This is a genomic window from Sphingomonas sp. 179-A 2A2 NHS, assembly GCF_045371305.1.
GTDB lineage: Bacteria > Pseudomonadota > Alphaproteobacteria > Sphingomonadales > Sphingomonadaceae > Sphingomonas.
Genome location: NZ_JBIQDE010000003.1, coordinates 42,274 through 67,177, shown reverse-complemented (window position 1 = coordinate 67,177; position 24,904 = coordinate 42,274). Strand labels below are relative to the sequence as shown.

Genomic DNA, 24,904 nt, shown 5'->3' with positions numbered 1-24,904 from the left:
GGCTATGGCCGAGCCGTTCTATATCACCACCGCAATCTCCTATCCCAATGGCAAGCCGCACATCGGCCACGCCTATGAAGCGATCGCCGCCGACGCGATTGCCCGCTTTCAGCGTCAGGCTGGGCGTGATGTCCGCTTCCAGACTGGGACTGACGAACATGGCCTGAAGATGGTGCAGACTGCGCGCGATCAAGGCGTTGCGGTGGCGGACCTCGCAGCGGAAATGTCGTCTTTATTCCGCGGCATGTGCGACGAGCTTAACATCTCCTACGATCGCTTCATCCGTACGACTGACCCTGATCATTATGCCGCCAGCCAGGCGATCTGGAAGGCGATGGAGGCAGCCGGCGACCTGTACCTCGATCGCTACGAGGGATGGTATTCGGTTCGCGACGAAGCCTTCTATGATGAGAAGGAACTGGTCGACGGGGAAGGGGGGCAGAAGCTGTCCCCTCAGGGCACGCCAGTGACGTGGACCGCGGAAGAGACATGGTTCTTTCGCCTTTCGAAGTACCAGCAGCCGCTGCTTGATCTGTATGCCGCAAACCCGGACTTCATTCGCCCGGAATCGCGGCGAAACGAGATCATGCGCTTCGTGGAAGGGGGGCTTTCGGACCTGTCCGTGTCTCGCACCAGCTTCGACTGGGGGGTGCCGGTTCCGGGTAGCCCCGGGCACGTGATGTACGTGTGGGTCGACGCGCTGACCAATTATCTGACTGGCGCGGGCTATCCCGATGGCGAACAGAAATACTGGCCAGCCGATCTGCACCTCATCGGCAAGGACATCGTGCGCTTCCACGCCGTCTATTGGCCGGCCTTCCTGATGTCGGCTGGTATTGCCCTGCCCAAGTCCGTCTTCGGCCACGGCTTCCTGCTCCATCGCGGGGAGAAGATGTCGAAGAGCCTCGGGAATGTCGTCGATCCGGGTGATCTGGCCCGGGCATTTGGTGTCGACGCGCTGCGCTATTTTCTGCTGCGCGAAGTGAGTTTCGGGCAGGACGGCAGCTACTCGGCCGAAGCGATCGTCACGCGGGTGAATGCTGAGCTTGCCAATTCGTTCGGCAATCTGGCGCAGCGCACGCTGTCGTTCATCGCCAAGAATCTTGGCACCTTGCCGGATGCTGGCCGGGCGGATGGGGCGGACGCGCTGTTGATCGAGGAAGTGATCGTCGCAGCGGCGGGCCTCAAGACTGCGTTCGACGACCTGATGCTGAGCCAAGGCATCGAGGCGTGGTTGCGCGGGGTGTTTGCTTGCAACCAATATATCGATGCGCAGGCGCCCTGGACGCTGCGCAAGACTGATCCAGAGCGGATGAATGCGGTGCTGCGGACGCTGGTGCGCGCGATCCGCATCCTTGCAATCGCAATCCTGCCGGTAGTGCCGAACGGCGCCGGCGCGATCCTCGACCAGCTTGGCGTTGCGCCGGACGAGCGGGATCACGCGGCTGTCGACGACGATGGATGGTATGAGCGGCGGGCTGCGAGCGGCGGAACGCTAGCGCCACCTACGCCCGCCTTCCCGCGGCTCGAGCCTCCGGTGGAGGCGGCCTGATGCTTGCCGACAGCCACTGTCACCTAAACTACAAAGGCCTGGCGGAAGAACAGCAGGCGGTGCTTGAACGGGCACGTGCCCGCGGGGTGACCGCAATGCTGAATATAGCCACTCGCGAGAGCGAGTGGGACGACGTTCTCGCGACGGCGGAGCGTGAACCGGACGTGTGGGCGACGGTCGGCATCCACCCTCACGAGGCGGACGAGCATCCGCATGTCGATACCGCGAAGCTCGTCGAACGGGCGGCGCACCCCCGCATTGTCGGAATCGGCGAGAGCGGCCTCGACTATTATTACGATCATTCGGACCGCGAGCGACAGCAGGCGAGCTTCCGCGCGCATATCGCCGCCGCGCGTGAGGCGAAGGTGCCGATCATCGTGCATACACGGAATGCGGAAGAGGATACGGCCGCGATCCTTCGGGACGAGCTGGGGAAGGGGGCCTTCGCGGGGGTCATCCACTGCTTCACCGGAAGCGGGGCCTTTGCGGATATCGCGCTTGACCTCGGCTTCTACATTTCGATTTCCGGCATCGTCACCTTCAAGAGCGCGAAGGAGCTGCAGGAAACCGCTGCTCGGCTGCCGCTCGACCGGCTGCTGATCGAGACAGATGCGCCGTTTCTGGCGCCGGTGCCGCATCGCGGGAAGACCGGCGAACCAGCGTTCGTTGCGGATACCGCTGCCTTTCTCGCCGACCTGCGCGGCGACGATCGCGTGACATTGCAGGAGGTCACTGCCCGAAACTTCCACGATCTCTTCTCCAAGACGCTTGCATGAAGGTGCGCATCCTCGGTTGCGGCACCTCATCGGGCGTGCCGCGGATCGGGAATGACTGGGGCGATTGCGATCCCACGGAGCCACGCAATCGTAGAACGCGCGTCTCGATCCTCGTGGAGCATGAAGGCACGCGGATCCTGGTCGACACAGGCCCCGACATGCGCGCGCAGTTGCTCGCCGCCAATGTCGGCGTGCTCGACGCCGTCATCTGGACCCATGAGCATGCGGATCACGTCTTCGGCATCGATGATCTGCGGCAGGTGTACCATCTGCTTGGACGCCCGGTGGCCGGTTACGCGAGGCCGGCCACGCGGGCGCGGCTCGAGAGCATGTTTGGGTACGTTTTCGAGGGGCGCCACGGCTACCCGTCGACGGTGCACATGAATGACTTGCCCGATGCGCTGCAGGTTGGACCGATAAAGGTGCGCGTTGTCGACCAGCCACATGGTGCAATCACCTCTGCCGGATTGCGCTTCGAAGCTGGCGGAAAGTCGATTGGATATGCCACTGATATCAGTGGCATGACGGTGGAGATGAAGGCGCTGTATTACGGCCTGGACGTGTGGATCGTCGATGCGCTTCGGCGGCGACCGCATCCGACGCACCCCGATCTGGCACAGGCGCTGGGCTGGTTGGCGGAACTGGCGCCCGGTCGTGCGGCTTTGACCCATATGGACCAGTCGATGGATTATCGCACGTTACGGGCCGAACTGCCGCTGGGCGTGGAGCCGGGCTATGACGGGCTCGAGTTTGAACTGTGAGCGGCGCGCAGGCAGCACTGCTGGCGCTGATGCTTTTGCTGCCGCTCTCGGCGCTGATTGCCCGCCGGCCGCCACTTGGCTCGACGTTGAAGATGATCCTCGCTTGGGCGGCCATTTTTGCGCTGGCGATGATTGTCGCGAGCCAATTTGATCGGTGAGGCAGCAGCTCTGGTGTTGCAGACAAGATACCGGTGGAGAGATGCTCGCTCACAAGAACCGCGGGCGCTTAACATAATGTATATTATCGGTCTAATGGCGAGGACGGTTCGGCTTAGCCGATGTCGTTTTTGGGAGATCGCCGGAGAATGACGTCCACGCCTCATCACTTCACACAAGTTCGCCGGACAGCCGCTCATTTTTATACGGAGATCGCCGGACTTTTCTGAGGATCGCCGGACGTCGCCACATTGCTCCGTTCGGCGGGCGCAACCGTGTTGCCAAATTTTGCCAAATGCCCATGTTGGCGCCGTGATCACGATGGACATTTCGCTGCCCGATACTCTCATGGCGTTCGTGGATGAACAGGTCGCGAGACGTGGCTACGGCACGAGCAGCGATTATGTGCGCGAGCTCATCGGTAAGGACCAAGACCGCCAGCGGCTGCGTCGGCTAGTGCTCGATGGCGCCGAGTCGGTCCCTGGCCCCTCGGCGAACGACGCTTATTTTGAGGAGTTGCGCGCGCGGGCTCGCCGCACAGCATCTCGCTTGGCTTTGTCCCGACCGCCTGAACCGCGTCGCTAGCCTAGGTTCGCACCCTTGAAAGCACCCGGGCTGCGACGTTGCTGCGCGCGGCGAGCTTACGCCCGTACCGCAATGCCGTGCTCGGTGAGCTCCAGCGCAGAGCTTGCGCGATACCAGCGCCATCTTCACCGGCGGCAAATAGATCCTGAGTAAGCCCCACCCGAAGCGAGTGGGTCGACAGGTCCTTCACCGCTTGAAAAACCTCCGCGACCGGTATGTTTACGAGGCCCTTGTCGAACGCGGCCATGGCAACTCGCCGGTAGATGCCGTTGACGCCTTGTCGGGAAAGCCGTGCCGTACCAATCGAGTAAGTCGTACGCGCCAGTTCAGCTGCGCGGCCATCCATGCGCTCTCGCCAGCGCTGCGTGTTCCCGGGAATAGCCTCGTAGGCGACCGGGGCGACGGCAGCGCGTGCACGGCGACGATCGATCCCGATCCGTCGGAACAGCGGCCCATCCCGGACGCCGCTGACCTCAAGCCAAGCCCCTATCCGCCGCATTGTGTCAGGCGACAGCCAAGCCCACGCCCCCTGCCGCTCCTGATCGGTCTTGGACGACGGGATGAGCAGCGTGGCCGAGCCATCCTCTTGTGGCTCGATATGCCGTTCTTCGACCGCCACTAGCTCACTGACGCGCAAGCCAGCGTCGTACCCCAGCGACAGCAATGCCGCATCGCGCAGACCCTGTAGATCGTACGAGCATGCATCGAGCAATGCCTGCAAGGTAAAGCCCGATGAAGCATGCGGATCGAGTGCTTTGCCGAGCCGTAAGGGCGCCGCCTGGCGTTGGGTTGATCCGCGGCGCCGTCGAACGGCTTTCAGCGCCGCGCGCACCATCGGCGCATTGGTCGGCGCACCGTCACCCATTCCCACGAGGCGATGGACCGTCGCCAAGCTGGCAATTCGCCGCGCGAGCGTCGATGGTTTGTGCCCCCGCCGCTCAAGCATCTGGACGTAGCGAACCAGCGTTTCAGGATCAGCCGGGAAGGCTGCGCGCCGCTCGCGCGCGCACCATTCGGTATAGCATGCTAGATCCGAGGCAATCGCCGCCTTGCTGTTGTCTGCCATGGCACTGAGCGAAGCTTCAAACCCAACCTCGCTGACCGGCGCTGCCCCTTCCGGCATCACGCTCGCGATTGCACGGGTCAGTCGCGCGTCGAGTGCCTCCGCCGTTCCCGTGGCGCGTCGTTGCGGCAGCCGGGCATCGTCCCGTGTCGGTTTTCCTGAAACAGTGGACGAGACCGCCCCTTCCGAAGGCACCTCAAAATGGTGGATACTCGCCTAAAACGGCAGACATTCAGCCGTTTGTTGTGCTCAGCCGCTCTCGACGGCCCATACGTGGGGAAGTCGGCCCAGATTTCGTCACATTGCGACAGCCGCGTCCCACGCTCGAAGCATGACGTTGGTGAAGTCGCCGTCACGAACAGCCCGACGAAGGTCATCCCCCGCTAGCGGCACGATTAACAAGTCTTCGCGGCTTCCCCTCAGCATCTCCTTCGTGACGGTCTCGGTGAAGCCGTTCCATGAAATTAAAAACCCGAGTGTCGCTCGCTGAGCCCTATTCTCAAGCTTCGATCGAAAAACGACAAACTCGTTCTTCCCACACTTGCCTGACCAATTCTTACATTCGGCTAGGATGATTGCTCCCTCGCGCTTCAACCGGGTCTCATCGCTGCCGTTTAAGAGAAATGTCGATCTCCTCGGTCTCGGTGAGGATACGCTGGGTGACGGTCATCCCCGCCACAGTCTCGAAAAGGCGAGCGCACAGCTCTTCGAGCGAGCGACCCTTAGCTTGATTGTTCGATGCATTCTCCACCACATCTACCAGCGCGTCGAGGGACAGGCTCCCCCAACCGGAAAGGCGCGCCGCTATCTCGGCGATGCGCTTTCCTACCTCGTCTGACGCATCTGAAGCGGCCTCCTCTACTTGCTCGGCGACCCTGCGGACTGCATGGTAGGCTTTCGAGAGGTTCGTCTCTGCCGTGGTGATTTCGAAGCGCAACGCAACATACGCGCCGTCATCATCTTGGTAGGACACCTCGGTATCGCCGGAAGACCTCTGCCGGGCTTCAACAGCTCGTCTAATCAGGTCGAGGTACTGCTCGAGACCAATAGGCGAGTACCAGTATTTGCGTGTCCATGTATGATCGGCTTCCCCGACCAGAGCACTACCACGCCGGTAGACGGTTCCGTTCCAATCTAGGTGGTGGACACCACCCTTGATCTGACCAATCTGAAACCCGCAGCCGTCCTGAACATCGCTCACGTCGAGCTTCTGAAGAACGGCTGGCGTTAACAAGACCGGCTCATCCTCGTCGGCCGTTCGTAAGAGTTGCCGCGCCTGCTTCTCATTCATCGGTTCGGTATATCCTATGGACGTTCACATCGTCTCATCGGTGAGATTACGGCAAGCATGGCAACCTGCTGAACAGTACCCAAAAGCACGAATGTGCGATTACCCCGCAAGCGGCCGTACGTTGGTGATGGTGATTCCCACATCCGCGCTCGCCAACGGACCGTCCGTCGTGAACATCTCCGCTTGTAGGTCGATCGCTAAGGCAAGGCACGCCCGGTCACCAAGCGAAAGACCAAGCGCCTTCGTCGAAGGCCGGAGGTCGCCTATGATAAGCGCCTGGGCAGGGGAGAGCGGTCGGACATCGAGGTGCAGCCCGCCAAGGGCCTCACGTACCTCGTCTAGCGGCAATCCTCGGTCCCGAAGTTTGGAGATGACCTCGGCCAAGTTGGTCGTTCCGATGATGCTACGGGTCAGGACGTTAACTACCCGATCCGCGCCGGGTTCGTCGTTCAGTAGGCAGAGCAGGGCGGAGGCGTCGAGGACGATCTTGCTACTCACGCTCCCCCTCGCGCCGGCGCTCCGCAATCAACTCGTCAGCCAAGCCGACGCCTTCGGGCACATATTTGCGAAGGATCGCGCGAGCCCTTTCGAGCGCCTTAGGCACGGAACGTACCCGCAGCTCGCCATCGTCCACATCGACGAGAACGGTATCACCCGTGGTGATCCCGAGCTCACGGCGCATGGCCGCCGGGATCACGAGTTTACCACCGTCTACAATCTTTACCCTCTGTGCTTCCATCTGCACTGAACTCGCTTGGCCGACCCAATCACCAAACTGTACCGCATGACGCCGCTGATGCATAGCGCGAAGGAGGGCACTCCTACGCGCTTGGTGATCAGTCGTCGTTCATATCCGCGCTTATTAGCTACTTAGACCTGGCTTGCTGAGCTAGGCTCCACAGGATCGGCGCTTGCTATTCCGAGCCAGCTGCTCCAGCAGTAGCTCATATGGGTGTACCCAAGCGCGCCGGGCGGAGTGACAAGCACGTGACAGGCAACGAAATACGGCAGCGCGAGTCTATTTGCGGGTGAGCACTGACGAGCAGGACCTGACCCGTCAGGAAACCATCGTTGCAGACGCGCGGGCGGCCGGCTTCTACGTCGCCGCGGTGTATCGGGAGAAGGCGTCAGGTGCGCGGCCCGACAGACCGGAGCTGTTGCGCATGGTGGCGGACCTGCAACCGGGCGAGGTGGTGGTGGCTGAGAAGATCGACCGCATCAGCCGCCTGCCGCTGCCAGAAGCCGAATTGCTGATGGAGGCGATCCGGGGGAGGGGGGCTCGACTAGCGGTGCCGGGCATCGTGGACCTCTCCGACCTGGTGGCGGACAGCGCGGGTGTGACGCGGATCGTGCTGGAGGCGGTGCAGGACATGCTGCTGCGCGTCGCGCTGCAGACGGCGCGCGACGACTACGAGACCCGGCGCGAGCGGCAGCGGGAGGGAATTGAGATCGCCAAGAGGGAGGGGCGGTACACGGGACGCAAGCCCGACCTCGGGCATCACCGCCGTATCGTTGCGCTGCGCAAAGCCGGCATGAGTATCGCCAAGACCGCGGAACTCGCCGGATGCAGCATCGCGCATGTCAAGCGCGTCGCCGCGCTGCACCGTGCCAGGGCGGCTCCGGTATCATAGACCGCCCAAAGTCCGGGTCGAGAAAACCGGAAGGACGGCGAAGCCATCCGTCGCTCCGGCCTGCTCGATCGGTGCTGCTTTCGATGGCGAAGTCGAGTCGGGTACAGCTCGCCGGATCAACCCACGTGGCCTACATCAGCAGACCGGCTGACGTGACCCCCGGCTTTCATCCAGCCGGAACCAGAGACCGGCGGTTGTTGTGGCGCGCGAGCGCACCCGAAGCAACGGCCCGGGCGCCCTCCTCAGGTGAAAACTTTTTCGTCGTCTTGTTCGTCATAGCCCTCTCCTCTCAAGCGTTGGGGCCTCCGACAAACCCGGTTCGGTTCAGTTCCAGCGTTGATGTCGGCACGGCTGGAGACGCCGGCTTCTTGGGGTCGGCTGTCGACATGGCGTTGCCGAGTAGCTCGCCGCACACGTTGGATCGTCAGCAAACGGCGATACTCGCGGCATAGCGTCGTCCGGCACAGCCTGGTTTGATCAGGAGCGTCGGGCCAGCAGAGGCGCAAACCAACTGTTTTCAGCCGGCTTGAACAAACGCGCCTCCAGCGCCCGCTTGCATGGTACACCTGGTTATATAAGAATCAATCAGAGGAGAGATCATGATGAACGAAGAGTTGTTGACCCGGGACGTGGACGGCGTCCTCGTCATCACCATCAATCGGCCTGACGCGAAGAACGCCATGAACAAGGCGGCGGCCGAAGGGATAGCGGCTGCCCTTGACAGGCTTGACTCCGAAGCATCGCTCCGCGTCGCGATCATCACCGGGGCCGGCGGCACGTTCTGTTCGGGGATGGACCTGAAGGGGTTCTTGCGCGGCGAGAGCCCGACGGTCGAAGGTCGCGGTTTCGGGGGGCTTGTGCTCGCGCCGCCCAGAAAGCCGCTGATCGCCGCGGTCGACGGCTATGCCCTGGCGGGCGGACTGGAATTGATGATCGCCTGCGATCTGGTGGTCGCGAACGCCAGTGCGAAATTCGGTATTCCGGAGGCGAAGAGAGGCCTGGTCGCGGGTGCGGGAGGGCTGATCCGGTTGCCCGACCAGATCCCCGCGCGGATCGCCATGGAGCTTGCGCTGACCGGCGACTTCATCGGCGCGCAGCGCGCTTATGATATCGGCCTGGTCAACAGGTTGACCGACGGCCCGGCACTCGACGCGGCGCTGGAGATGGCGAAGGCGATCGGTGCGAACGGGCCGCTGGCGGTGCAAGTGTCCAAGCAGATCATCGCCGAATCGCGCTCGTGGCCCGCCGACGAGCGGTGGGCACGCCAAGCCGATCTGATGGCGCCCGTGTTCGCGAGCGCGGACGCGCGGGAGGGCGCCGCGGCATTCGCCGAGAAGCGCACGCCAAACTGGTCGGGGCGCTGAGGCGGCGAACGGCGATGTCCCTGTTGACGCACGCGCGGCGCGCCCCCGGCCGAGCCGCCGTGATCGCGGCCGATCGCGGAGAGGTGATCGACGTCGGACGTCTGAATGCCGACTCGATGCGGCTTGCGCGCGTGTTGCGTCACTCGCTCGGTGAGGGTGCGCGCGTTGCGCTGCTGATGGAGAACGAGAATGCCGTGTTCGTGGCGGCCTGGGCGTGTCGCCGGGCGGCCCTGCGCTTCGTGCCGGTGAACTGGCACCTCAGCCGCGACGAAGCCGCCTACATCCTGACGAACAGCGACGCGGCGGCGCTGATCGTATCGCCGGGGTTGCGCGACCTCGCACTCGATCTCGCCGGCGCGCTAACCGATCTGAAGGTGCTACTGAGTTCCGGCGCGCCGTTCGGCCCCTTCGGCAGCCTGGACGATGTGATTGCCGCCGAAGCGATGGAGCCGTTCGGGATCGAGACCGAAGGCAATTTCATGTTCTATTCCTCGGGCACGACCGGCCGTCCGAAAGGGATATTGCGCCCCCTGTCGGGCGATCCGTTCAACACGCTGTTGCGCATCGAGCACATGTTGGCCGGCCTGTTCGCGTTTGACGAACGCAGCATCTTCTACTCGCCCGCTCCATTGTACCACGCCGCGCCGCTAGGCTGGTCGATGGGGGCGCAGGCGCTCGGCGGTACCGCGGTGGTGCCGGCCAGGTTCGACGCGGAAGCTACGCTGGCGCATATCGAGCGCTACCGCGTCACGCATGCGCAGTTCGTGCCGACCCATTTCGTCCGGATGCTGCAACTGCCGCCGGAAACGCGCGCCAGATACGACGTATCGAGCCTGACAATGGTCGTTCACGCCGCCGCGCCGTGTCCGGTCGACGTCAAAGAACAGATGTTCGATTGGTTCGGCCCGATCATCCACGAATATTACGGTCTTAGCGAGGGGGGAGGGTTTACAATGGTCGGCCCGCACGAGTGGCTGGCCCGCAAGGGAACAGTCGGCCGGTCGATAACCGGGGCGATCCATGTGGTGGACGACAACGGCGATGAGTTGCCGCCGGGACAGGTTGGGCATTTGATGTTCGAGAGCCCCGAACGCTTCGACTACCACAAGGAGCCTGCCAGGACCGCCGACTTCTTCGACGCGCGCGGCTGGTCACGGCCCGGCGACATGGGCTGGCTGGATGCCGACGGCTACCTGTTCCTGGCCGATCGATCGAGCAACATGATCATCTCGGGCGGCGTGAACATCTACCCTCAGGAAGCGGAAGCGGTGCTGACGCTCCATCCCGCGATCCAGGACGTGGCGGTGATCGGCGTTCCGGATCGGGACCTCGGCGAAGCGGTGAAGGCCGTGATCCATCTGAAGCCTGAGTTCGCGCCCAGCGATGTGCTTGCCGCCGACATCGTCGCTTATTGCCGGGCGCGGTTGTCGACATTCAAATGCCCCCGATCGGTCGATTTCACCGACGACATTCCGCGATTGCCGACCGGCAAGCTGCTCAAGCGCGAATTGCGCAAGCGTTACTGGGGCGACCGCCGCAACCAGATCGTCACACCGGCGTCCGCGGACGCGGTCCGGGAAGGTCGATGAGCGATCCTGACTTCGGCACGGTCGACCGGCCGTTGATTTCGGCCTTCCGGGAAGGCGCCGCGCGCTTTCCCGATGCGATGCTGACGGTTTCCTCGGCGCAGCGCGCCGGCACCCATCGGCTGGCGGATATCACCGCGCAAGGATTGCGGTTCGCCGCCGGGTTGCGGGCGCGCGGTATCGGAGCCGGCGATATCGTCGCCGTTCAGCTGCCGGCGTGGGCCGAATGGATGATCGCCTGCGTCGGCATCGCGCATAGCGGGGCGGCCATGCTGCCGATCGTCTCGATCTACGGCGCGAAGGAGCTGGGCTTCATTCTTCGCCAATCCGGCGCGAAGCTGCTGGTGACGCCGGATCGTTGGCGATCCGCTGACTACGCTCAGGTGCTTGCCGCCTGCGGAGACCTTCCGGCACTCGGCGCGCACGTGGTGATCGGCGATGCCGTGCCTGCGGGCGCGGTCGACTGGCGGGACATGCTGCTCGATCCAGCCGCCACGCCGCCCACCGCGTGCGATCCCGACGCTCTGGCGATGCTCGTCTACACGTCCGGCACGACCGCCGATCCGAAGGGCGTCTGCCACTCGAGCCGCAGCCTGCTGTCGGAACTCGCGGCGGTTGCCCATGCGCGGCGCGGGATCGAGGAGATCATCCTGTCGCCCTGGCCGCCCGGGCATGTCGCCGGCGCCTGTACGATGATGCGGTTTCTGACCCAGGGCAGGGCGCTGGTCCTGATGGACCAATGGGATCCCGCCGAGGCGGCGATGCTGATCGAGCGTCACCGCGTCAGTTCCGCGTCGTTCACGCCGTTCCACCTCGCCGGCATCCTTGATGCCGCGGATTGTGTCGGCCGTGACCTGTCCAGCCTCGTCAATTGCCTGGTGGGCGCCGCCCCGGTGCCGCCGACCCTGATCGAACGTTGCGCCGCGCGGGGACTGAGCACCTTCCGCTCCTACGGGTCGAGCGAGCATCCGACCGTCACCACCGGCTATCCCGACGATCCGATGCACAAGCGACTGACGACCGAGGGCAGGGCGATGACCGGTTCGCGGATGCGGTTCGTCGATGACGCCGGCGATGACGTGCCGCCGGGTGCCAATGGCGAGATCGTAACCCGCGGGCCGGAGCTCTTCACCGGCTATTTCGATCCGAGCCTCAACGCTGCGGCGATGTTGCCGGACGGCTGGTATCGCACCGGCGATATCGGCCATCTCGATCGCGACGGCTATCTCGTCATCAGCGACCGCAAGAAGGACATCATCATCCGGGGCGGCGAGAACATCTCGTCACGCGAGGTGGAGGACGTGCTGCTCGCCGATCCGATGGTGCAGGAAGCGGCGGTGGTCGCTTGTCCCGACGCGCGCATGGGCGAGATCGTCTGCGCCTTCATCACGCCGCGACCAGGCGCAAGGGTGAACCTCGAAAGCGTACGTGCACACTTTGCCGATGCCGGGATTGCGCGCCAGAAGACGCCTGAACGGGTGATCATTGTCGACGCCCTGCCCCGCAACACGACGGGCAAAGTGCTGAAGCACGAGCTGCGCGCGCGTGTCAGGAGGGATGCGGGCACGTAGCGGGGACGACCGCCGCGCCGACCTTGCTTAGCGGGCGGCGCGGCGCTGCGCGGCGGCCTCGGCGAGCAGGGGCTTGAGCTCGCGCTTCAGCACCTTGCCGTTCGGGTTGTGCGGCAGTTCATCGAGGATCACGATCGTGCGCGGCACCTTGTTGTCGGCAAGATGTTCCCGGCAATAGTGAGCCAGTTCGTCCGCGCTGATCGAAGCGCCGCCCGCCAGCGTGATCGCCGCGGCGACATCCTCGCCGAGCACATCGTGATCGATGCCGACCACGGCGGCATCCTTCACGGCCGGGTGCTGATGCAGCACCGTCTCGATCTCGAGCGGGGTGATGTTGTAGCCGCCGCGGATGATGAGCTCCTTCGATCGGCCGCACACGATCAGGTCGCCGTCCTCGTCGACGAAGCCGAGGTCGCCCGTCTTGGTCCAGCCGCCCCTGAAGGACGCGGCGGTCGCTTCCTCGTCGCGCCAGTAGCGGCGGGGATGCTTTTGGAAGCCGTAGATCTCGCCGACGACGTTCGCTTGCGTGATGACGCGATCATCTTCGTCGCGTAGCTGCATGTGCGCGGGCAACTTGCCGACGCAGCCCGGCTTCAACACCTGCTCCTGCGTCGAGGTGCCGATCCCGATCCCGCCCTCCGACATGCCGTAGCTGTTCCGCATCCGCACGTGCGGCCACAGCTTCAGCGCACGCACGACAGAATCGTTGGGCAGCGGCGCGGTGCCGGTCATGAGATATTTGACGCCGGCAAAGTCGTAATCGGCGACGTCGGGATGGTCGAGCACCAGCCGAAGCATCGACGGCACGAGGTAGACAAGGTCGGGCCGCTTCTCGCGCACCAGCTCCAGGAAGCCTTTCGGATCGAACTTGGGCTGGGTGAACGCCGTCGCGCCGCCGCGCGCCGGCAGCATGACGATCCCCAGGTTCCCGCCCGAACCGGTCAGCGGCAGCGCGTGAAGCGTTGAGCGCGAGCGATCGAGATTGGTGCCCGTCACCCCAGTCATCAGATCGGGGTGCGACACGACGACGCCCTTGATCTTGCCCGTCGTGCCGGACGTCGCGAGGATCTCGGCGTCGGCATCTGGATCAAGTGCCGCCTGATCGGGCAGCGCCGCCAGGTCGCGCGGCATCGCGTCGGTGTGCCAGACCGTCTCGAGCCCCAGATCGGCGACCAGATCGGGCACGTCGGTGATCGCAAAGCGCGGCTCGACCAAGCCGGCATAGTCGCGCACCTCTTTCGGCGAGAAGCGCGTGTTGATCGGCACCGCGATGCCCCCGGCGCGGAAGACGGCGAATACCGCGATCGCCATCTCGACCGCGCGCGCATTGCTGATCGGCAGGAAGACGCGGTCGCCGGCGCGCAATCCTGCCGCCGCGAGACCCCCGCCGATCTCATCGGCTTCCCGATCCCATTGCGCGAACGTGATCAAACGCCGGGTATCGTCGTGCGCCACCTGATCGCGTTGGTGCGCGGCGCGTACTTTCAGCGCATCGCTGATGCGCCTCACATCGATATCCATCTCGCCCCCGCCCCTCCGATTTTCCGAACAACGCACTTGCGTACTCACGGGATCATATATTACCTAGTTATACAACACGATCAAGGGAGAGGGCGGCATGGCCAGCAATATTCTCGAGAGCGACGAATGGCAGAAGGCGGTGGACTACGCGATCACCGACGAGGATATCGAGCGCCAGCGCGCGCTGCTCGGCTTCGATCAGGCGGCATCGACGCGCGAGTACATCCAGACCGCGACCGAGGATAACATCCGCAACTTTGCGCATGGTTGCGGCGACGATAATCCGCTCTTCTGTGATCCGGACTATGCCCGCGGCACGCGCTGGGGCGGCGTGATCGCGCCGGGCATGATGGTTGCGCAGATCAACGCCCCGATGAAGGGCGACCCGGTTCCCGACGAGATCAAGCGCCTGCGAAAGAGCCTGTTCAAGGGCATCCACGTCTTCGTGTCCGGATCGACGTGGGACTTCTACCGCCCGGTGCGCCCCGGCGACACGATCTACAGCTTCAACGGGGAGGAAAGCTGCGAGGTCAAGCAAAGCGAGTTCGCCGGGCGATCGGTCATCACCGTGCGCCGCGACGTGAAGGTCAACCAGCGTGGCGAGGTCGTCGCGGTCTATCGCATCCTGCGCGTGCTGACCGAGCGCAAGACCGCGGCGAAGAAGGGCAAGTACTCCGCGATCGAACCGCAGACGTACAGCGACGACGATATCGCCGCGATCGACGCAGTCTACGCAAACGAGCAGGTGCTCGGTTCGGGCAAGCGCTGGTTCGAGGATGTCGCGGCCGGCGATGCGATCGGCACGATGGCGAAGGGACCGCTGACGGTTACCGACGTGATCTGCTTCCATGCCGGCGGTTACGGCTTCGTTCCCTATGCGCCGACCGTCGGGCGGCTTGCGTACAAGAACCGCACGCGCATCCCGGCCTTCTACATCAAGAACGAGCAGGGTATTCCCGATGTCGCGCAGCGGCTGCACTGGGACGCGAAGTGGGCGCAGGCGATCGGCAATCCGATGGCCTATGATTATGGCGTCATGCGCGAGAACTATCTGTTCCATTTCCTGTCGGACTGGGCAGGCGATGACGGAATCGTCACCCACGTTCATGACGAGATCCGCAAGTTCAACTACATGGGCGACGTCCAGACGATCACCGGCCAGGTGCTGTCCAAGCGTCAGGAAGGTGGACGCAACCTCGTCGACGTGGCGGTTAAGTTCGAGAACCAGCGCGGCGAGGAAACCGTCCGCGGCACCGCGACGATTGCGCTTCCCTCGAAGGACAAGCCTTATCCGTTGTATCCAGAGGTGCCGGCCGACCTGGCCGAGAAGGCCGCGCTGATGATGGCGCGCCACTGGCAGCTGTCGCGCAAGTGAGCGACGTGCTGCTGATCGCCGACGATGCGGGGGTGCGCACCATCACGCTCAATCGGCCCGATCGACTCAACGCGCTGACGGGGGCATTGATGGCGCCGTTGGCGGATGCCTGCGCGGATGCCGCGCGCGATACGTCGGTCGGGTGCGTGATCGTCACGGGGGCGGGGCGCGGCTTCTGCTCGGGCGGCGACCTGAAGGATGGCGGCGGCGATCGCGCGGTTGTTCCGCCGAACCGCGACAGCGGCGGGCGGACCGAACAGGGCTTCACCCGGCTGCGGGCCTTCATGGAGACCGCGCGGCTGCTGCACGAGATGCCTAAGCCGACGATCGCGATGGTCAACGGTCCGGTTGCCGGTGCCGGCATCGGCATCGCCGGCGCGTGCGACCTGCGCTTCGCGGGCCGTAGCGCGACCTTCCTGACGGCGTTTGACCGCATCGGCGCGGGTGGCGACTTCGGATCGACGTGGTTCTGGACGAAGATCCTCGGCACGGGCGCGGCGCGCGAGCTTTTCCTGCTGGGCGAGAAACTGACCGCGGCGGAGGCGTTCACGCGCGGGATCTATACCCGCCTGTTCGACGACGAGGCGCTGGCCGAAGCGACGATCGCCGCGGCGCGGCGGCTGGCGGACGGGCCGCGGATGGGCTTCCGTTACATGAAGGCGAACCTCAACCTCGCCGAAGATGCGGTGTTCGAGGCGGCGCTGGACCACGAGGCGCTGAACATGACGCTCTCCACTCAGGCCACCGCAGCGATCTGGCGCGCGCAGCGGCCGGCAGGCGAATGATCGACACCGCCGCCCTGCACCGTCACGCGCTCGCCTCGCTGGAGGCGGCGGACCTGGCGCTGGCGCGTGCCGACCTTGTGGTACCTGGGCCTTATCGCTCCGCCGACGTGACACGCGAGTTCATCGACGAGGTGATCGGCGGGACCATGCCCGGCGCGCAGTTGACCGACTTCGCGGCGGAGGAGGCACACGACGGCATGACGAGCCGTCGCAGGTGGCGGCTGGCGTGGAACGCGGCGGGCCGCCACGCTGGGTTGCCGGAGTCGATCTTCGTCAAGGCGACGCCTGACGAGGCGTATCTGCGCGAAACGCTGTCGATGCTTCACATGGCCGAGCACGAGGTGCGTTTCTACGCCGAGGTGCAGCGCGACGTGGCGGACATTACGCCTCGCCCGTGGTTCGGGCGTTATTATCCCGGCGGCCTGTTCCTGCTGGTGACCGAAGACCTCGAGGAGCGCGGCGCGCGGCCCTATTGGGGGAAGGACCATTGCAGCGCGGCGCACGCGCGCGCCGTCGCGACGGCGCTCGCCACACTTCACGCTCGCCTGTGGCAGTCACCGCGGTTTGAGCGGGACCTGGGCTGGGTGCGGCCACGGACGCGCAAGTTCGGTGCCGCCTGGCACCGGCAGTCGTTCATTGATGCCCGGCAGAGGTTCCTTGCCAGCGAGCATGCCGCAGCGCTGCCGCAGGCCGTGGTGGAGACGATCGGCTTGTGGTCGCAACACTCCGAGGTGGTATACGATTATTGGGACCGGTTGCCCGCCACGCTGCTCCACGGCGACAGCCATCTCGGCAATACCTACGCCAACCCTGATGGCACCGCCGGGCTGTTCGACTGGCAGGTAATCTTTCGTGGGCCGGGCCTGCGCGATCTGGGATATTTCATCCTGTCGGCGCTCTCCGATGCGGATCGCCGCGTGCAGGAGCGGCCGTTGTTTGAGCATTATTGCGACGTACTGGAAACGCACGGGATCAGGCTGGAGCGTGGGAAGGCGTGGCGTGATCTCTGCCTGCTGACGCTCGACAGCATGGATGCATTGATGAAGACGATCGTGCGGGGCGGTTACGGCCATGCGGCCAGCGGGCTCGAGCGGAGCCTGGGCGCGCGGGTCGGCGCTATGGCCGATCGCGATGTCGCGGGGCTGTTGCGCACCGTGATCGCCGGCGGCGAACTCTAGGAGGGATGGCATGGACCTGAGCTACGGCCTTGAAGCCGAAGCGGCGCGCGCGGAGGTTCGCGCGTTTCTAAAGAGCGCGTGGCAGCCCGGCGATCGGCGCAAGGACGCGCTGAAAGCCTATATGCGCGATTTCCGCACGCGCGCGACCGATGCGGGCTACCTTTATCGCAGCGTGCCGCGGCGGTTCGGCGGGTCCGAGCAACCGGTTGATGTGGTCAAGGCGCAGGTGATCCGCGAGGAGTTCGCGCGCGCTCGCGCACCGATGGAGGTTGGGGGCAACGGCATCAACATGCTGGTCCCTACGCTGCTGGAGCGCGGCACCGAGGAACAGCGGCAGGCGCTGATCCCGCCGACCATCGCGGGCGACTACATTTGGGGGCAAGGCTATTCGGAGCCGGGATCAGGTTCCGATCTAGCCTCCGTCCGCACGCGCGGTGTGGTCGATGGCGAGGAATGGGTCATCAACGGCCAGAAGATCTGGACCAGCCAGGGCGGCGCCGCGACGCACATGTTCATGCTGGTCCGCACCGAACCTGACGCCGGCAAGCATGACGGCATCAGCTATATCCTGATCGACCTTGACCAGCCCGGCGTCACGCGCCGCCCCATCCGGCAGATGACGGGCGAAAGCGGCTTCTACGAGTTCTTCTTCGACGATGCCCGCGCGCCGCTGGCGTGGACGGTGGGCGAGCGCGGGCAGGGCTGGAATGTCAGCCGTACCACGTTGAAGCACGAGCGCGCGTCGATCGGTTCGGCCGACGGCCTCGGCAGTCAATTCGCCAAGCTGGTCGAGCTCGCGCAGGAGATGGGCCGGATCGGCGATCCGGTCGTGCGCGATCGGTTGGCACAGATCGAGGGCTTCGTACTGGCGCACCGCTACTCCAGCTATCGTCTGTTCTCCAATGCGGCAGCCGGCGACGATCCCGGGCCGATCGCGCTGATGATGAAGCTGTTGCTCACCGAGATCGGTCACGACATGGCGCTGACCGCGCAGGAACTGATCGGCGAGGCGGGGCTGACCGAACCCGCGCCGGCGGGCACGCGCGGTCGCGGGCCGGAAAAGTGGCTCGACCAGATCATGGGCAGCCTGGGCAATTCGATCGCCGGCGGGGCGAGCAACATCCAGCGCAACATCATCGGCGAGCGGGGCCTGGGCCTGCCGCGGGATCTGGCGATGGAGACCGACAAGTGAGATTCCACCTTTCGGACGAACAGATCGCGATCCAAGATGCGGTGCGCGGCGTGCTGGGCGAGACGTGGCCGATCGAGCGGCTGCACGCCTTCGCCGAGGGGGACGCCGACGTCGATCGGGAAAGCTGGCGGGCGTTGATGGCGCTCGGGCTGGGCGGGCTGCTGGTCGATGACGCCGGTGGCGGCGCCGGGCTGGGGCTGCTCGATGCCGCCTTGGTGTGCGAGATTGCGGGCGCGGCCGCAGCGGCCGGGCCGATCGCCGGGCAGATGCTGACCGCGCTGGCGGTCGCCAAGTCGACGAACGTCGCCGCGCGCGCCCATCTGCCCGCGATCCTCGCCGGGGAGACGATCGCGACGCTAGCCCTGGGCGGGCCCGGGTCACACGCGGGCTGGGATGCGACGCCCGCCAGCGGTACCGTCAACTTCGTCGCCGCGGCGCGTGCCGCGGGGTGGTTCCTGCTCGGCACGCACGGCGGCGGACTGGCGCTTGTCGCGGCAGGCGATGGCGTGACGATCGAGCCTATCCGGTCGACGGACCGTTCTCGGCCGCTGTCGCGGGTCACCTTCGGTGGGGCGGATGCGCACGTGCTCTTCGATGCCAGTGATCCCTTCGTCGGGCGGCTGTACGATGCGGTGCTGGTCCTCGCCGCGGCGGACGCGCTCGGCGGTGCCCAGCATTGTCTTGATCAGGCGGTGAGATACGCCAAGGATCGCGAGCAGTTCGGCCAGCCGATCGGCCGCTTCCAGGCGCTCAAGCACCAGCTTGCGCACGTGGCGCTGGACGTCGAGCCGGCGCGCGCGCTGCTGTGGTACGCCGGCTACGCATGGGATGCGGGTTTACCCGATGCGCCGCGCGCCGCGGCGATGGCGAAGGCGCATCTGTGCGACGTGTACGTTCGCACCACGCGCGCCGCGATCGCTGCTCATGGCGGGATCGGATACACCTGGGAATACGGCCTGAACTACTGGTTTCGCCGCGCGGTCGCCAACCGTGCGCTGTACGGCAGCCCCGCGCTGCACCGCGCGCGCGCCGCCGATCTGGCCGGATGGTAGGGTTCGCCGCGCTGCGGCTGCCGCTGATGTGTGCGCCGATGAGTTTCGCCTCGTCGGTGCCGCTCGCGGTCGCCTGCCGGTCGGCGGGGGTCGTCGCCGGGTGGCAGGGCGGCACCGTCACCCCGCTCGAGCAATTCTCCGCCTACCTCGAAGCACTGAACGCGATTCCCGGCGCGCCGGCGATCGTCAACCTGCCGGCTCGGATAGCGACCGAGCGCGACGGGGCGGCCAAACTCGACCTGCTGGAGCGGCATCGCGTCCCGCTGGTGCTGTCGAGCGTCGGCGATCCGTCCGCGCTGGTGGCGCGCGTGCACGGATGGGGCGGGCGTGTGATCCACGACGTGACGACGATGCGCCACGCCGAGAAGGCGCTTGCCGCTGGGGCGGACGGGCTGATGCTGACGTGCGCGGGCGCGGGAGGGCATACCGGCTTCCTGACCCCGTTGGCATTCGTCCCAGCGGTGCGAAGGATGTTTGACGGGCTGCTGATCGCCGCCGGCGGGATCGCCGACGCCGCCGGGATCGCGGCCGCGCTGACGCTCGGCGCCGATCTGGCGTGCATGGGGACGCGTTTCATCGCCACGCCCGAATCGAGCGTCGTGGCGGGGCATCGCGCGATGATCGTGGAGGCAGGGATCGACAGCATCATGGTGTCGGCAGCGATGAATGGTGTGCCTGCGAACTGGATGACCGCATCCGTTGCCGCCGCCGGGCTCGACCCGGCCACGCTGCCGGCGACGCGCATCGCGATGCCCGTCCGGCCGTGGCGTGACATCTGGAGCGCCGGCCACAGCGTCGGACTGATCGACGATGAGGTGCCGGTGGCCACGCTGGTCGCGCGGCTGGCGGACAATCTCGCGACGCGGGCACCCGGCGACTGGCGCGCGCGGCTGGCGGCGATCGAACGTGATTGGGCGCGGGCTGCCGCCTAACCTCCCGGGAGAAGAGATCATGACTTTCAAGACACGCATTACCGAAATGCTGGGGATCGAGCACCCGATCGTGCAGGGCGGCATGCAGAACGTCGGTGTCGCCGAGCTGGCGAGTGCGGTGTCAAATGCCGGAGGGCTCGGCATCCTCACCGGCCTCAGCCAACCGACACCGGACGCACTGCGCGACGAGATCGAGCGCTGCCGCGCGATGACCGACAAGCCCTTCGGCGTGAACCTGACGATCTTCCCGACGATCAACGCGCCCGATTACAAGGCCTATGCGCAGGCGATCATCGACGGCGGCGTGAAAACCGTCGAGACCGCGGGCACGCAGGCAGTGCGCGAGATCTGGGCAATGCTGAAGCCCCACGGCATCACGATCCTCCACAAATGTACAGCGGTCCGTCACGCCTTGTCGGCGGAGCGCGCCGGGTGCGACATCGTGTCGATCGACGGCTTCGAATGCGCCGGCCATCCGGGGGAAGACGACATTCCGGGGCTGATCCTGATCCCGGCCGCGGCCGACCAGGTCAGGATCCCGCTGCTGGCGAGCGGCGGCTTCGGCGATGGTCGCGGGCTCGTGGCGGCGCTGTCGCTCGGTGCAGAGGGGATCAACATGGGCACGCGCTTCTGCGCAACCGTTGAGGCACCCATCCACGACAATGTGAAGCAGCAATACATCGCCAATGACGAGCGCGGATCGCACCTGATCTTCCGCAGCTTCAAGAACACCGCGCGCGTCGGCAAGAACGAAGTGTCGGACGAGGTCGTCCGTCGGCTCGCACAGCCGGGCGCGCGCTTCGCCGATGTGCAGGAACTCGTCGCCGGATCGGCCGGCAAGGAAGTGTTGCGCACGGGCGACCTGTCGAAGGGCATCTTCTGGGCCGGCATGGTCCAGGGATTGATCCACGACGTGCCGACGTGCCGCGAGCTGATCGGCCGTATTATCGCCGAAGCGGAGGAGATCATCGACAGCCGGCTGGCGCGCTTCCGCGCCTGACCGGCTGCCGCTCCCGACTCAATACCGGATGATGAACCCGCCGTCGACGTTGATGACCTGACCGGTAATCCAAGCCCCCGCGGGCGAGACCAGCAGGAGCAAGGCGCCGATCAGTTCATCAGGTTCGCCGCGCGGGCGCATCACGACGCGCGCCTCGGCCGCCTGGACGAACGGGCTGTCCGATGGCGTGAGCGCGCGACCGGCATCACTCATCGTCATGCCCGGGGCGATCGCGTTCACCGCGATGTTGCTGCGCCCGAGTTCGGTCGCGAGCGTCGTGGTGAGCCCGAGCAGCGCGACCTTGCTGACGCCGTAGCCGGTCTGCGCCGGGAAGGCGCCGGCGGACAGCTGGTTCACGATCCGTCCGCCACCACGCGCGGTCATCGACGCGACCACCGCCTGTGCGCAGTTCAACGCGCCGGTGAGGTTCACCGACAGCAGCCGATTCCATGCGTCGAGGTCGGTCTGGATCACCGGCGTGCCGACCGCCTCGACCATCAGCGCGGCGTTGTTGACGAGGATGTCGACGCCGCCAAAACGATCCGTCGCGTCCGCGACCATGGCGTCGACGGACGCGCGGTCGGCAATGTTGACGCGCACCGGCAGCGCCGCTTCGCCGATCTCGTCAGCCACCGCGCGCGCGCCGTCCAGGTTCAGGTCGGCGACGACGACCTGCGCGCCGGCGGCAGCGAGGCCGCGGGCGTAAGCGCCGCCGATCGAATTGCCTCGCCCGCCCGCGCCGGTGACAATCGCCACCTTGCCATCGAGACGGAACTGATCGAGCGAAAAGGTCATAGACGAACTCCGGAGGCAGGACGGGGTTGGGTGCGCGGCTTGGTCGTGCGCGTCATGCGATTGCCACGGTCTTGTAGCGCAGGAACTCGTCAATGCCGGCGCGACCGCCTTCCTTGCCGAAGCCGGAGATGCCGATGCCGCCGAACGGCGTGTGCGGATTGATCTGCACCGCGCCGTTCACGTAGATGCCACCGGCGTTCAGCCGCTCGGCGAGCCGATGGACACGCTTCAGCTCGTTTGACTGGATGTACGCCGCGAGGCCGTATTCGCTGTTGTTGGCGATCGCGACCGCCTCGTCCTCATCGTGGAACTTCATCACGACAAGTGCCGGGCCGAAGATCTCGACCTGCGCGATCTCGCTGTCCGGATCGGCGTCGGCAATGATCGTGGGCTCGATGAAATTGCCGTTGGCCAGCGTCCCGCCGCAGCGCTGCCCGCCGAGCACGAAGCGGCCCGAGCCGCTTTCGCGCACGCGATCGAACATCCCCATCACGCGCTCGACCGCAGCAGCGTTGATGAGCGGGCCGACCATCACGCCCGGGTCGAACGGGTCGCCGACCTTGAACTGGCTGGCGATCGCAGTGAGCTTTTCGAGCACTTCGTCGTAGATGTCGGCGTGGACCAGCAGGCGCGTCGGCAGCGCGCAGCCTTGTCCGGAGAGCACGCCGATCGTCCAGAAGATCGCGCGCTGGCACGCCGCGTCGATGTCGCAATCGGGGAACATCAGACTGGCCGACTTGCCGCCGAGCTCCATTACGCTCGGCTTGATCGCCTCGGCGCAGGCCGCCATGATCTTGCGCGCCGTGATCGGGCCGCCGGTGAAGGTGATGAGCCCGACCTTGGAGTGACGCACCAGCGCTTCGCCCGCTGCCGCGGTGCCGGGCATGATCGACAGCACGCCGTCAGGCACGCCCGCCTCGCGCGCCAGCCGCATGAACAGTTCGGGCGCGAACGGCGTGATCTCGGCCGGCTTCACGATCACGCAATTGCCCGCCGCCAGAGCGGGGGCGACCTTCATCGCCAGGCTGATGACGGGGCCGTTCCAGGTGATGATGATGCCGACGATGCCGACCGGCTCGGGCGCGGTATAGGCGAATTCGCCGCGCGTATCAAAGGTGGAGATCAACTCGCCCGACAGCTTGTCGCACCAGCCCGCGTAGTAGCGCACCCAGCCGATCGCGGTGTCGGTCATGCGCTCCCCGGCAACCAGCGGCGTGCCGCCGTCGAGCGCCGCCATGCGGGCGAATTCGTCACGGTTCGCCGCCATCAGGTCAGCGAGCCGGATCAGGATGTCGCGGCGCGCTTCCGGAGTCGTGCGACGCCAGCCTTCGCGCGCGCCATCAGCGACCGCGACGGCGCGCTCGATCTCCGCCGCGCCCGCCAGCGGGATCGTCGCCTGTACCTTGCCTGAGATGGGATTGACGTGGTCGTGCGTGCCGCCCGATCCGGCGTCGAGTGCGTCGCCGCCGATATGCAACGCGACGGCAGGTGCGTCGAAGGTCATGGTCTGTCTCCCCAGACGAGATGAAGTGAATCGAGTGCGTAGACCGATCCGCCGCGCGTGCGCCCGGCCGGGGCGGCGTCATCGATAGTGAAATGGCCGATCCGCGCGAACCAGTGGCGATAGAAGGTGATGAGCTCGAGGCGCGCGAGATGGATGCCGAGGCAGGTATGGATGCCCGATCCGAACGCCGCGTGCTTGCACGGGCGGCGATCGGCATCGACCGCGGCAGGGCAGGCGTTCATCTGGATGTCCCAGCCGACCATCGCGAGCGGCGCTACGATCATGTCGCCGGCGTACAGCGTCGTGCCGAGCAATTCGGTATCCTGCGCGACATAACGCGGCACCGAGACGAACGCATAACGCCGCAGCAGTTCCTCGACGACCGCCGGTATCGCATCGGGATCATCGATCATCCGCTGCCGCAGCGGCGCGTCCGCGGCGAGATGACGCATGCCGAACGCCATCGCGTTGACGACCGTGTCGAGGCCCGCAACGAACATCAGGAAGCCGATGGAACGCAGCTCGTCATCGCTCAGGAAGCGATCCTCGAACGGTGTGGCGACGAGCCGGCTCATCATGTCGTCCTGCGGCGCCGATCGCCGGGCGACGATCAGCGCGGTGATCTTGCCGTAGATCCGCATCGCCAGCACCTGGCGTGCCTCGGGTGGCGCCTGGCCGTCGAAGAAGCCGACGACAAGCGTGCGGAACTCGTCGAACTCGTTGAGCGGAAAGCCGAACATCTCCATAAAGACACTGACGGGCAGCCGCGAAGCGATCGCCTCCACGAACTCGCACGCCCTGCGATCGGCGACCGCGTCGATCAATCGGTCGGTCCACTCCGCAATGCGCGGTTCGAGCAGAGCGACCGCCTTGCTCTCGAACCATGGACGAAGGAACTGGCGGTAGCGCCGGTGCTCGGGCGGATCGAGCGACTCTGGAATCATGTGCGGCTGCTGATCGTTCTTCGGGATCGACAGGTACCGGCTGGAGAAGGTCTCGTGGCGGCGCAGGACCTCGATCACGCCCTCTGCCGTCGTCACCACCCAATGGCCGCCGTTCGCCGGCGTCCAGAAGACCGGCGGTGCGGCTTCCTTCAGGTCCCAATAGCCGCGGTGTACGTCGTCGAGCAGCGCAGGCTCGGCATAAAGGTCGAACTGGTATGTCGGCGTTCGGGTGCCGACGCCTTCCGCGGCATCGTTCGGCATGGCATCGCTCTCCTGTACGGCGCAATGTA

Annotated in this window: 23 protein-coding genes; 15 read left to right on the top strand and 8 right to left on the bottom strand. The window is 65.6% G+C overall.

Annotated features, from left to right (window positions below):
* Positions 1-4 precede the first annotated feature (4 nt).
* The 4 genes from metG to ACH0AE_RS06640 are packed head-to-tail and all read left to right on the top strand — an operon-like array spanning position 5 to position 3,247.
* Positions 5-1,552, top strand: coding sequence for a methionine--tRNA ligase (gene metG, locus ACH0AE_RS06655; RefSeq protein WP_294443099.1), 1,548 nt, complete (start codon positions 5-7; stop codon positions 1,550-1,552).
* Positions 1,552-2,328 (top strand): TatD family hydrolase, encoded by a 777-nt coding sequence (locus ACH0AE_RS06650; protein WP_294443100.1) that lies wholly within the window; start codon positions 1,552-1,554, stop codon positions 2,326-2,328. Before metG ends, ACH0AE_RS06650 begins: the two co-directional genes overlap by 1 nt.
* Positions 2,325-3,089, top strand: coding sequence for an MBL fold metallo-hydrolase (locus tag ACH0AE_RS06645; RefSeq protein ID WP_294443101.1), 765 nt, complete (start codon positions 2,325-2,327; stop codon positions 3,087-3,089). Before ACH0AE_RS06650 ends, ACH0AE_RS06645 begins: the two co-directional genes overlap by 4 nt.
* Complete coding sequence (locus tag ACH0AE_RS06640; RefSeq protein WP_294443102.1) at positions 3,086-3,247, top strand: hypothetical protein; 162 nt, start codon at positions 3,086-3,088, stop codon at positions 3,245-3,247. The genes ACH0AE_RS06645 and ACH0AE_RS06640 overlap by 4 nt, the downstream gene beginning before the upstream one ends.
* 584 nt (positions 3,248-3,831) lie before the next feature.
* Here ACH0AE_RS06640 and ACH0AE_RS06635 read toward each other — a convergent pair.
* From ACH0AE_RS06635 to ACH0AE_RS06620, 4 genes are all read right to left on the bottom strand, one after another.
* Entirely contained in the window at positions 3,832-4,896 is a 1,065-nt protein-coding gene (locus ACH0AE_RS06635; RefSeq protein ID WP_406875588.1) for an integrase, read from the bottom strand.
* 598 nt (positions 4,897-5,494) lie between these two features.
* A complete protein-coding gene (locus tag ACH0AE_RS06630; protein WP_406875587.1) occupies positions 5,495-6,184 on the bottom strand; it encodes a hypothetical protein in 690 nt (229 codons plus the stop codon).
* Between the two features lie 99 nt (positions 6,185-6,283).
* On the bottom strand, positions 6,284-6,682 hold the full coding sequence (locus tag ACH0AE_RS06625) for a type II toxin-antitoxin system VapC family toxin (protein ID WP_083956705.1): 399 nt from the start codon (positions 6,680-6,682) through the stop codon (positions 6,284-6,286).
* A complete protein-coding gene (locus tag ACH0AE_RS06620; RefSeq protein ID WP_066707327.1) occupies positions 6,675-6,923 on the bottom strand; it encodes an AbrB/MazE/SpoVT family DNA-binding domain-containing protein in 249 nt (82 codons plus the stop codon). Before ACH0AE_RS06620 ends, ACH0AE_RS06625 begins: the two co-directional genes overlap by 8 nt.
* Positions 6,924-7,206: 283 nt before the next feature.
* Between ACH0AE_RS06620 and ACH0AE_RS06615 the strand changes: the two genes are divergently transcribed.
* The 4 genes from ACH0AE_RS06615 (at position 7,207) to ACH0AE_RS06600 (ending at position 12,336) form a co-directional block, all read left to right on the top strand.
* Entirely contained in the window at positions 7,207-7,815 is a 609-nt protein-coding gene (locus ACH0AE_RS06615; protein ID WP_406875586.1) for a recombinase family protein, read from the top strand.
* Positions 7,816-8,417: 602 nt separating this feature from the next.
* Positions 8,418-9,179 (top strand): crotonase/enoyl-CoA hydratase family protein, encoded by a 762-nt coding sequence (locus ACH0AE_RS06610; RefSeq protein ID WP_136452248.1) that lies wholly within the window; start codon positions 8,418-8,420, stop codon positions 9,177-9,179.
* A 14-nt stretch (positions 9,180-9,193) separates the two neighbouring features.
* The gene (locus ACH0AE_RS06605; protein WP_406875585.1) at positions 9,194-10,768 is read left to right on the top strand and encodes an AMP-binding protein; all 1,575 of its coding nucleotides are present in this window, start codon (positions 9,194-9,196) and stop codon (positions 10,766-10,768) included.
* Positions 10,765-12,336, top strand: coding sequence for an AMP-binding protein (locus ACH0AE_RS06600; RefSeq protein WP_136452246.1), 1,572 nt, complete (start codon positions 10,765-10,767; stop codon positions 12,334-12,336). The genes ACH0AE_RS06605 and ACH0AE_RS06600 overlap by 4 nt, the downstream gene beginning before the upstream one ends.
* 27 nt (positions 12,337-12,363) lie before the next feature.
* On the opposite strand, the gene ACH0AE_RS06595 is transcribed toward ACH0AE_RS06600, so the two are convergent.
* Positions 12,364-13,845: a class I adenylate-forming enzyme family protein gene (locus ACH0AE_RS06595; protein WP_406875584.1), complete on the bottom strand. Its 1,482-nt coding sequence runs from the start codon at positions 13,843-13,845 to the stop codon at positions 12,364-12,366.
* Positions 13,846-13,954: 109 nt separating this feature from the next.
* Between ACH0AE_RS06595 and ACH0AE_RS06590 the strand changes: the two genes are divergently transcribed.
* Genes ACH0AE_RS06590 through ACH0AE_RS06560 form a run of 7 tightly spaced genes read left to right on the top strand, consistent with a single transcriptional unit; the run spans position 13,955 to position 21,371 of the window.
* Entirely contained in the window at positions 13,955-15,232 is a 1,278-nt protein-coding gene (locus ACH0AE_RS06590) for a MaoC family dehydratase N-terminal domain-containing protein (RefSeq protein ID WP_136452245.1), read from the top strand.
* Complete coding sequence (locus tag ACH0AE_RS06585; protein WP_136452244.1) at positions 15,229-16,017, top strand: enoyl-CoA hydratase-related protein; 789 nt, start codon at positions 15,229-15,231, stop codon at positions 16,015-16,017. The genes ACH0AE_RS06590 and ACH0AE_RS06585 overlap by 4 nt, the downstream gene beginning before the upstream one ends.
* On the top strand, positions 16,014-17,195 hold the full coding sequence (locus ACH0AE_RS06580; RefSeq protein WP_406875583.1) for a hypothetical protein: 1,182 nt from the start codon (positions 16,014-16,016) through the stop codon (positions 17,193-17,195). Before ACH0AE_RS06585 ends, ACH0AE_RS06580 begins: the two co-directional genes overlap by 4 nt.
* Positions 17,196-17,205: 10 nt before the next feature.
* Entirely contained in the window at positions 17,206-18,387 is a 1,182-nt protein-coding gene (locus ACH0AE_RS06575; RefSeq protein ID WP_406875582.1) for an acyl-CoA dehydrogenase family protein, read from the top strand.
* Entirely contained in the window at positions 18,384-19,439 is a 1,056-nt protein-coding gene (locus ACH0AE_RS06570) for an acyl-CoA dehydrogenase family protein (protein WP_136452241.1), read from the top strand. The genes ACH0AE_RS06575 and ACH0AE_RS06570 overlap by 4 nt, the downstream gene beginning before the upstream one ends.
* Positions 19,433-20,371 carry an NAD(P)H-dependent flavin oxidoreductase gene (locus ACH0AE_RS06565; protein ID WP_406875581.1) on the top strand — a complete coding sequence of 313 codons (939 nt, stop codon included), beginning with the start codon at positions 19,433-19,435 and terminating at the stop codon, positions 20,369-20,371. The genes ACH0AE_RS06570 and ACH0AE_RS06565 overlap by 7 nt, the downstream gene beginning before the upstream one ends.
* A gap of 19 nt (positions 20,372-20,390) precedes the next feature.
* Positions 20,391-21,371: a nitronate monooxygenase family protein gene (locus tag ACH0AE_RS06560; RefSeq protein WP_136452239.1), complete on the top strand. Its 981-nt coding sequence runs from the start codon at positions 20,391-20,393 to the stop codon at positions 21,369-21,371.
* An 18-nt stretch (positions 21,372-21,389) separates the two neighbouring features.
* Here the strand turns inward: ACH0AE_RS06560 and ACH0AE_RS06555 are convergent, their stop codons facing one another.
* The 3 genes from ACH0AE_RS06555 to ACH0AE_RS06545 are packed head-to-tail and all read right to left on the bottom strand — an operon-like array spanning position 21,390 to position 24,875.
* Positions 21,390-22,166, bottom strand: coding sequence for an SDR family oxidoreductase (locus ACH0AE_RS06555; RefSeq protein ID WP_406875580.1), 777 nt, complete (start codon positions 22,164-22,166; stop codon positions 21,390-21,392).
* A 52-nt stretch (positions 22,167-22,218) separates the two neighbouring features.
* Complete coding sequence (locus ACH0AE_RS06550; protein ID WP_406875579.1) at positions 22,219-23,670, bottom strand: aldehyde dehydrogenase family protein; 1,452 nt, start codon at positions 23,668-23,670, stop codon at positions 22,219-22,221.
* Positions 23,667-24,875, bottom strand: coding sequence for a cytochrome P450 (locus ACH0AE_RS06545; protein ID WP_406875578.1), 1,209 nt, complete (start codon positions 24,873-24,875; stop codon positions 23,667-23,669). The genes ACH0AE_RS06550 and ACH0AE_RS06545 overlap by 4 nt, the downstream gene beginning before the upstream one ends.
* Positions 24,876-24,904 lie beyond the last annotated feature (29 nt).

What these genes read in the sequence shown, in the direction of transcription:
- metG (WP_294443099.1), top strand. Translation starts at nt 5, where the DNA reads ATGGCCGAGCCGTTCTATATCACCACCGCAATCTCCTATCCCAATGGC.
- ACH0AE_RS06650 (WP_294443100.1), top strand. Translation starts at nt 1,552, where the DNA reads ATGCTTGCCGACAGCCACTGTCACCTAAACTACAAAGGCCTGGCGGAA.
- ACH0AE_RS06645 (WP_294443101.1), top strand. Translation starts at nt 2,325, where the DNA reads ATGAAGGTGCGCATCCTCGGTTGCGGCACCTCATCGGGCGTGCCGCGG.
- ACH0AE_RS06635 (WP_406875588.1), bottom strand. Translation starts at nt 4,896, where the DNA reads ATGGCAGACAACAGCAAGGCGGCGATTGCCTCGGATCTAGCATGCTAT.
- ACH0AE_RS06630 (WP_406875587.1), bottom strand. Translation starts at nt 6,184, where the DNA reads ATGAATGAGAAGCAGGCGCGGCAACTCTTACGAACGGCCGACGAGGAT.
- ACH0AE_RS06620 (WP_066707327.1), bottom strand. Translation starts at nt 6,923, where the DNA reads ATGGAAGCACAGAGGGTAAAGATTGTAGACGGTGGTAAACTCGTGATC.
- ACH0AE_RS06610 (WP_136452248.1), top strand. Translation starts at nt 8,418, where the DNA reads ATGAACGAAGAGTTGTTGACCCGGGACGTGGACGGCGTCCTCGTCATC.
- ACH0AE_RS06605 (WP_406875585.1), top strand. Translation starts at nt 9,194, where the DNA reads ATGTCCCTGTTGACGCACGCGCGGCGCGCCCCCGGCCGAGCCGCCGTG.
- ACH0AE_RS06600 (WP_136452246.1), top strand. Translation starts at nt 10,765, where the DNA reads ATGAGCGATCCTGACTTCGGCACGGTCGACCGGCCGTTGATTTCGGCC.
- ACH0AE_RS06590 (WP_136452245.1), top strand. Translation starts at nt 13,955, where the DNA reads ATGGCCAGCAATATTCTCGAGAGCGACGAATGGCAGAAGGCGGTGGAC.
- ACH0AE_RS06580 (WP_406875583.1), top strand. Translation starts at nt 16,014, where the DNA reads ATGATCGACACCGCCGCCCTGCACCGTCACGCGCTCGCCTCGCTGGAG.
- ACH0AE_RS06575 (WP_406875582.1), top strand. Translation starts at nt 17,206, where the DNA reads ATGGACCTGAGCTACGGCCTTGAAGCCGAAGCGGCGCGCGCGGAGGTT.
- ACH0AE_RS06565 (WP_406875581.1), top strand. Translation starts at nt 19,433, where the DNA reads ATGGTAGGGTTCGCCGCGCTGCGGCTGCCGCTGATGTGTGCGCCGATG.
- ACH0AE_RS06560 (WP_136452239.1), top strand. Translation starts at nt 20,391, where the DNA reads ATGACTTTCAAGACACGCATTACCGAAATGCTGGGGATCGAGCACCCG.
- ACH0AE_RS06555 (WP_406875580.1), bottom strand. Translation starts at nt 22,166, where the DNA reads ATGACCTTTTCGCTCGATCAGTTCCGTCTCGATGGCAAGGTGGCGATT.
- ACH0AE_RS06550 (WP_406875579.1), bottom strand. Translation starts at nt 23,670, where the DNA reads ATGACCTTCGACGCACCTGCCGTCGCGTTGCATATCGGCGGCGACGCA.
- ACH0AE_RS06545 (WP_406875578.1), bottom strand. Translation starts at nt 24,875, where the DNA reads ATGCCGAACGATGCCGCGGAAGGCGTCGGCACCCGAACGCCGACATAC.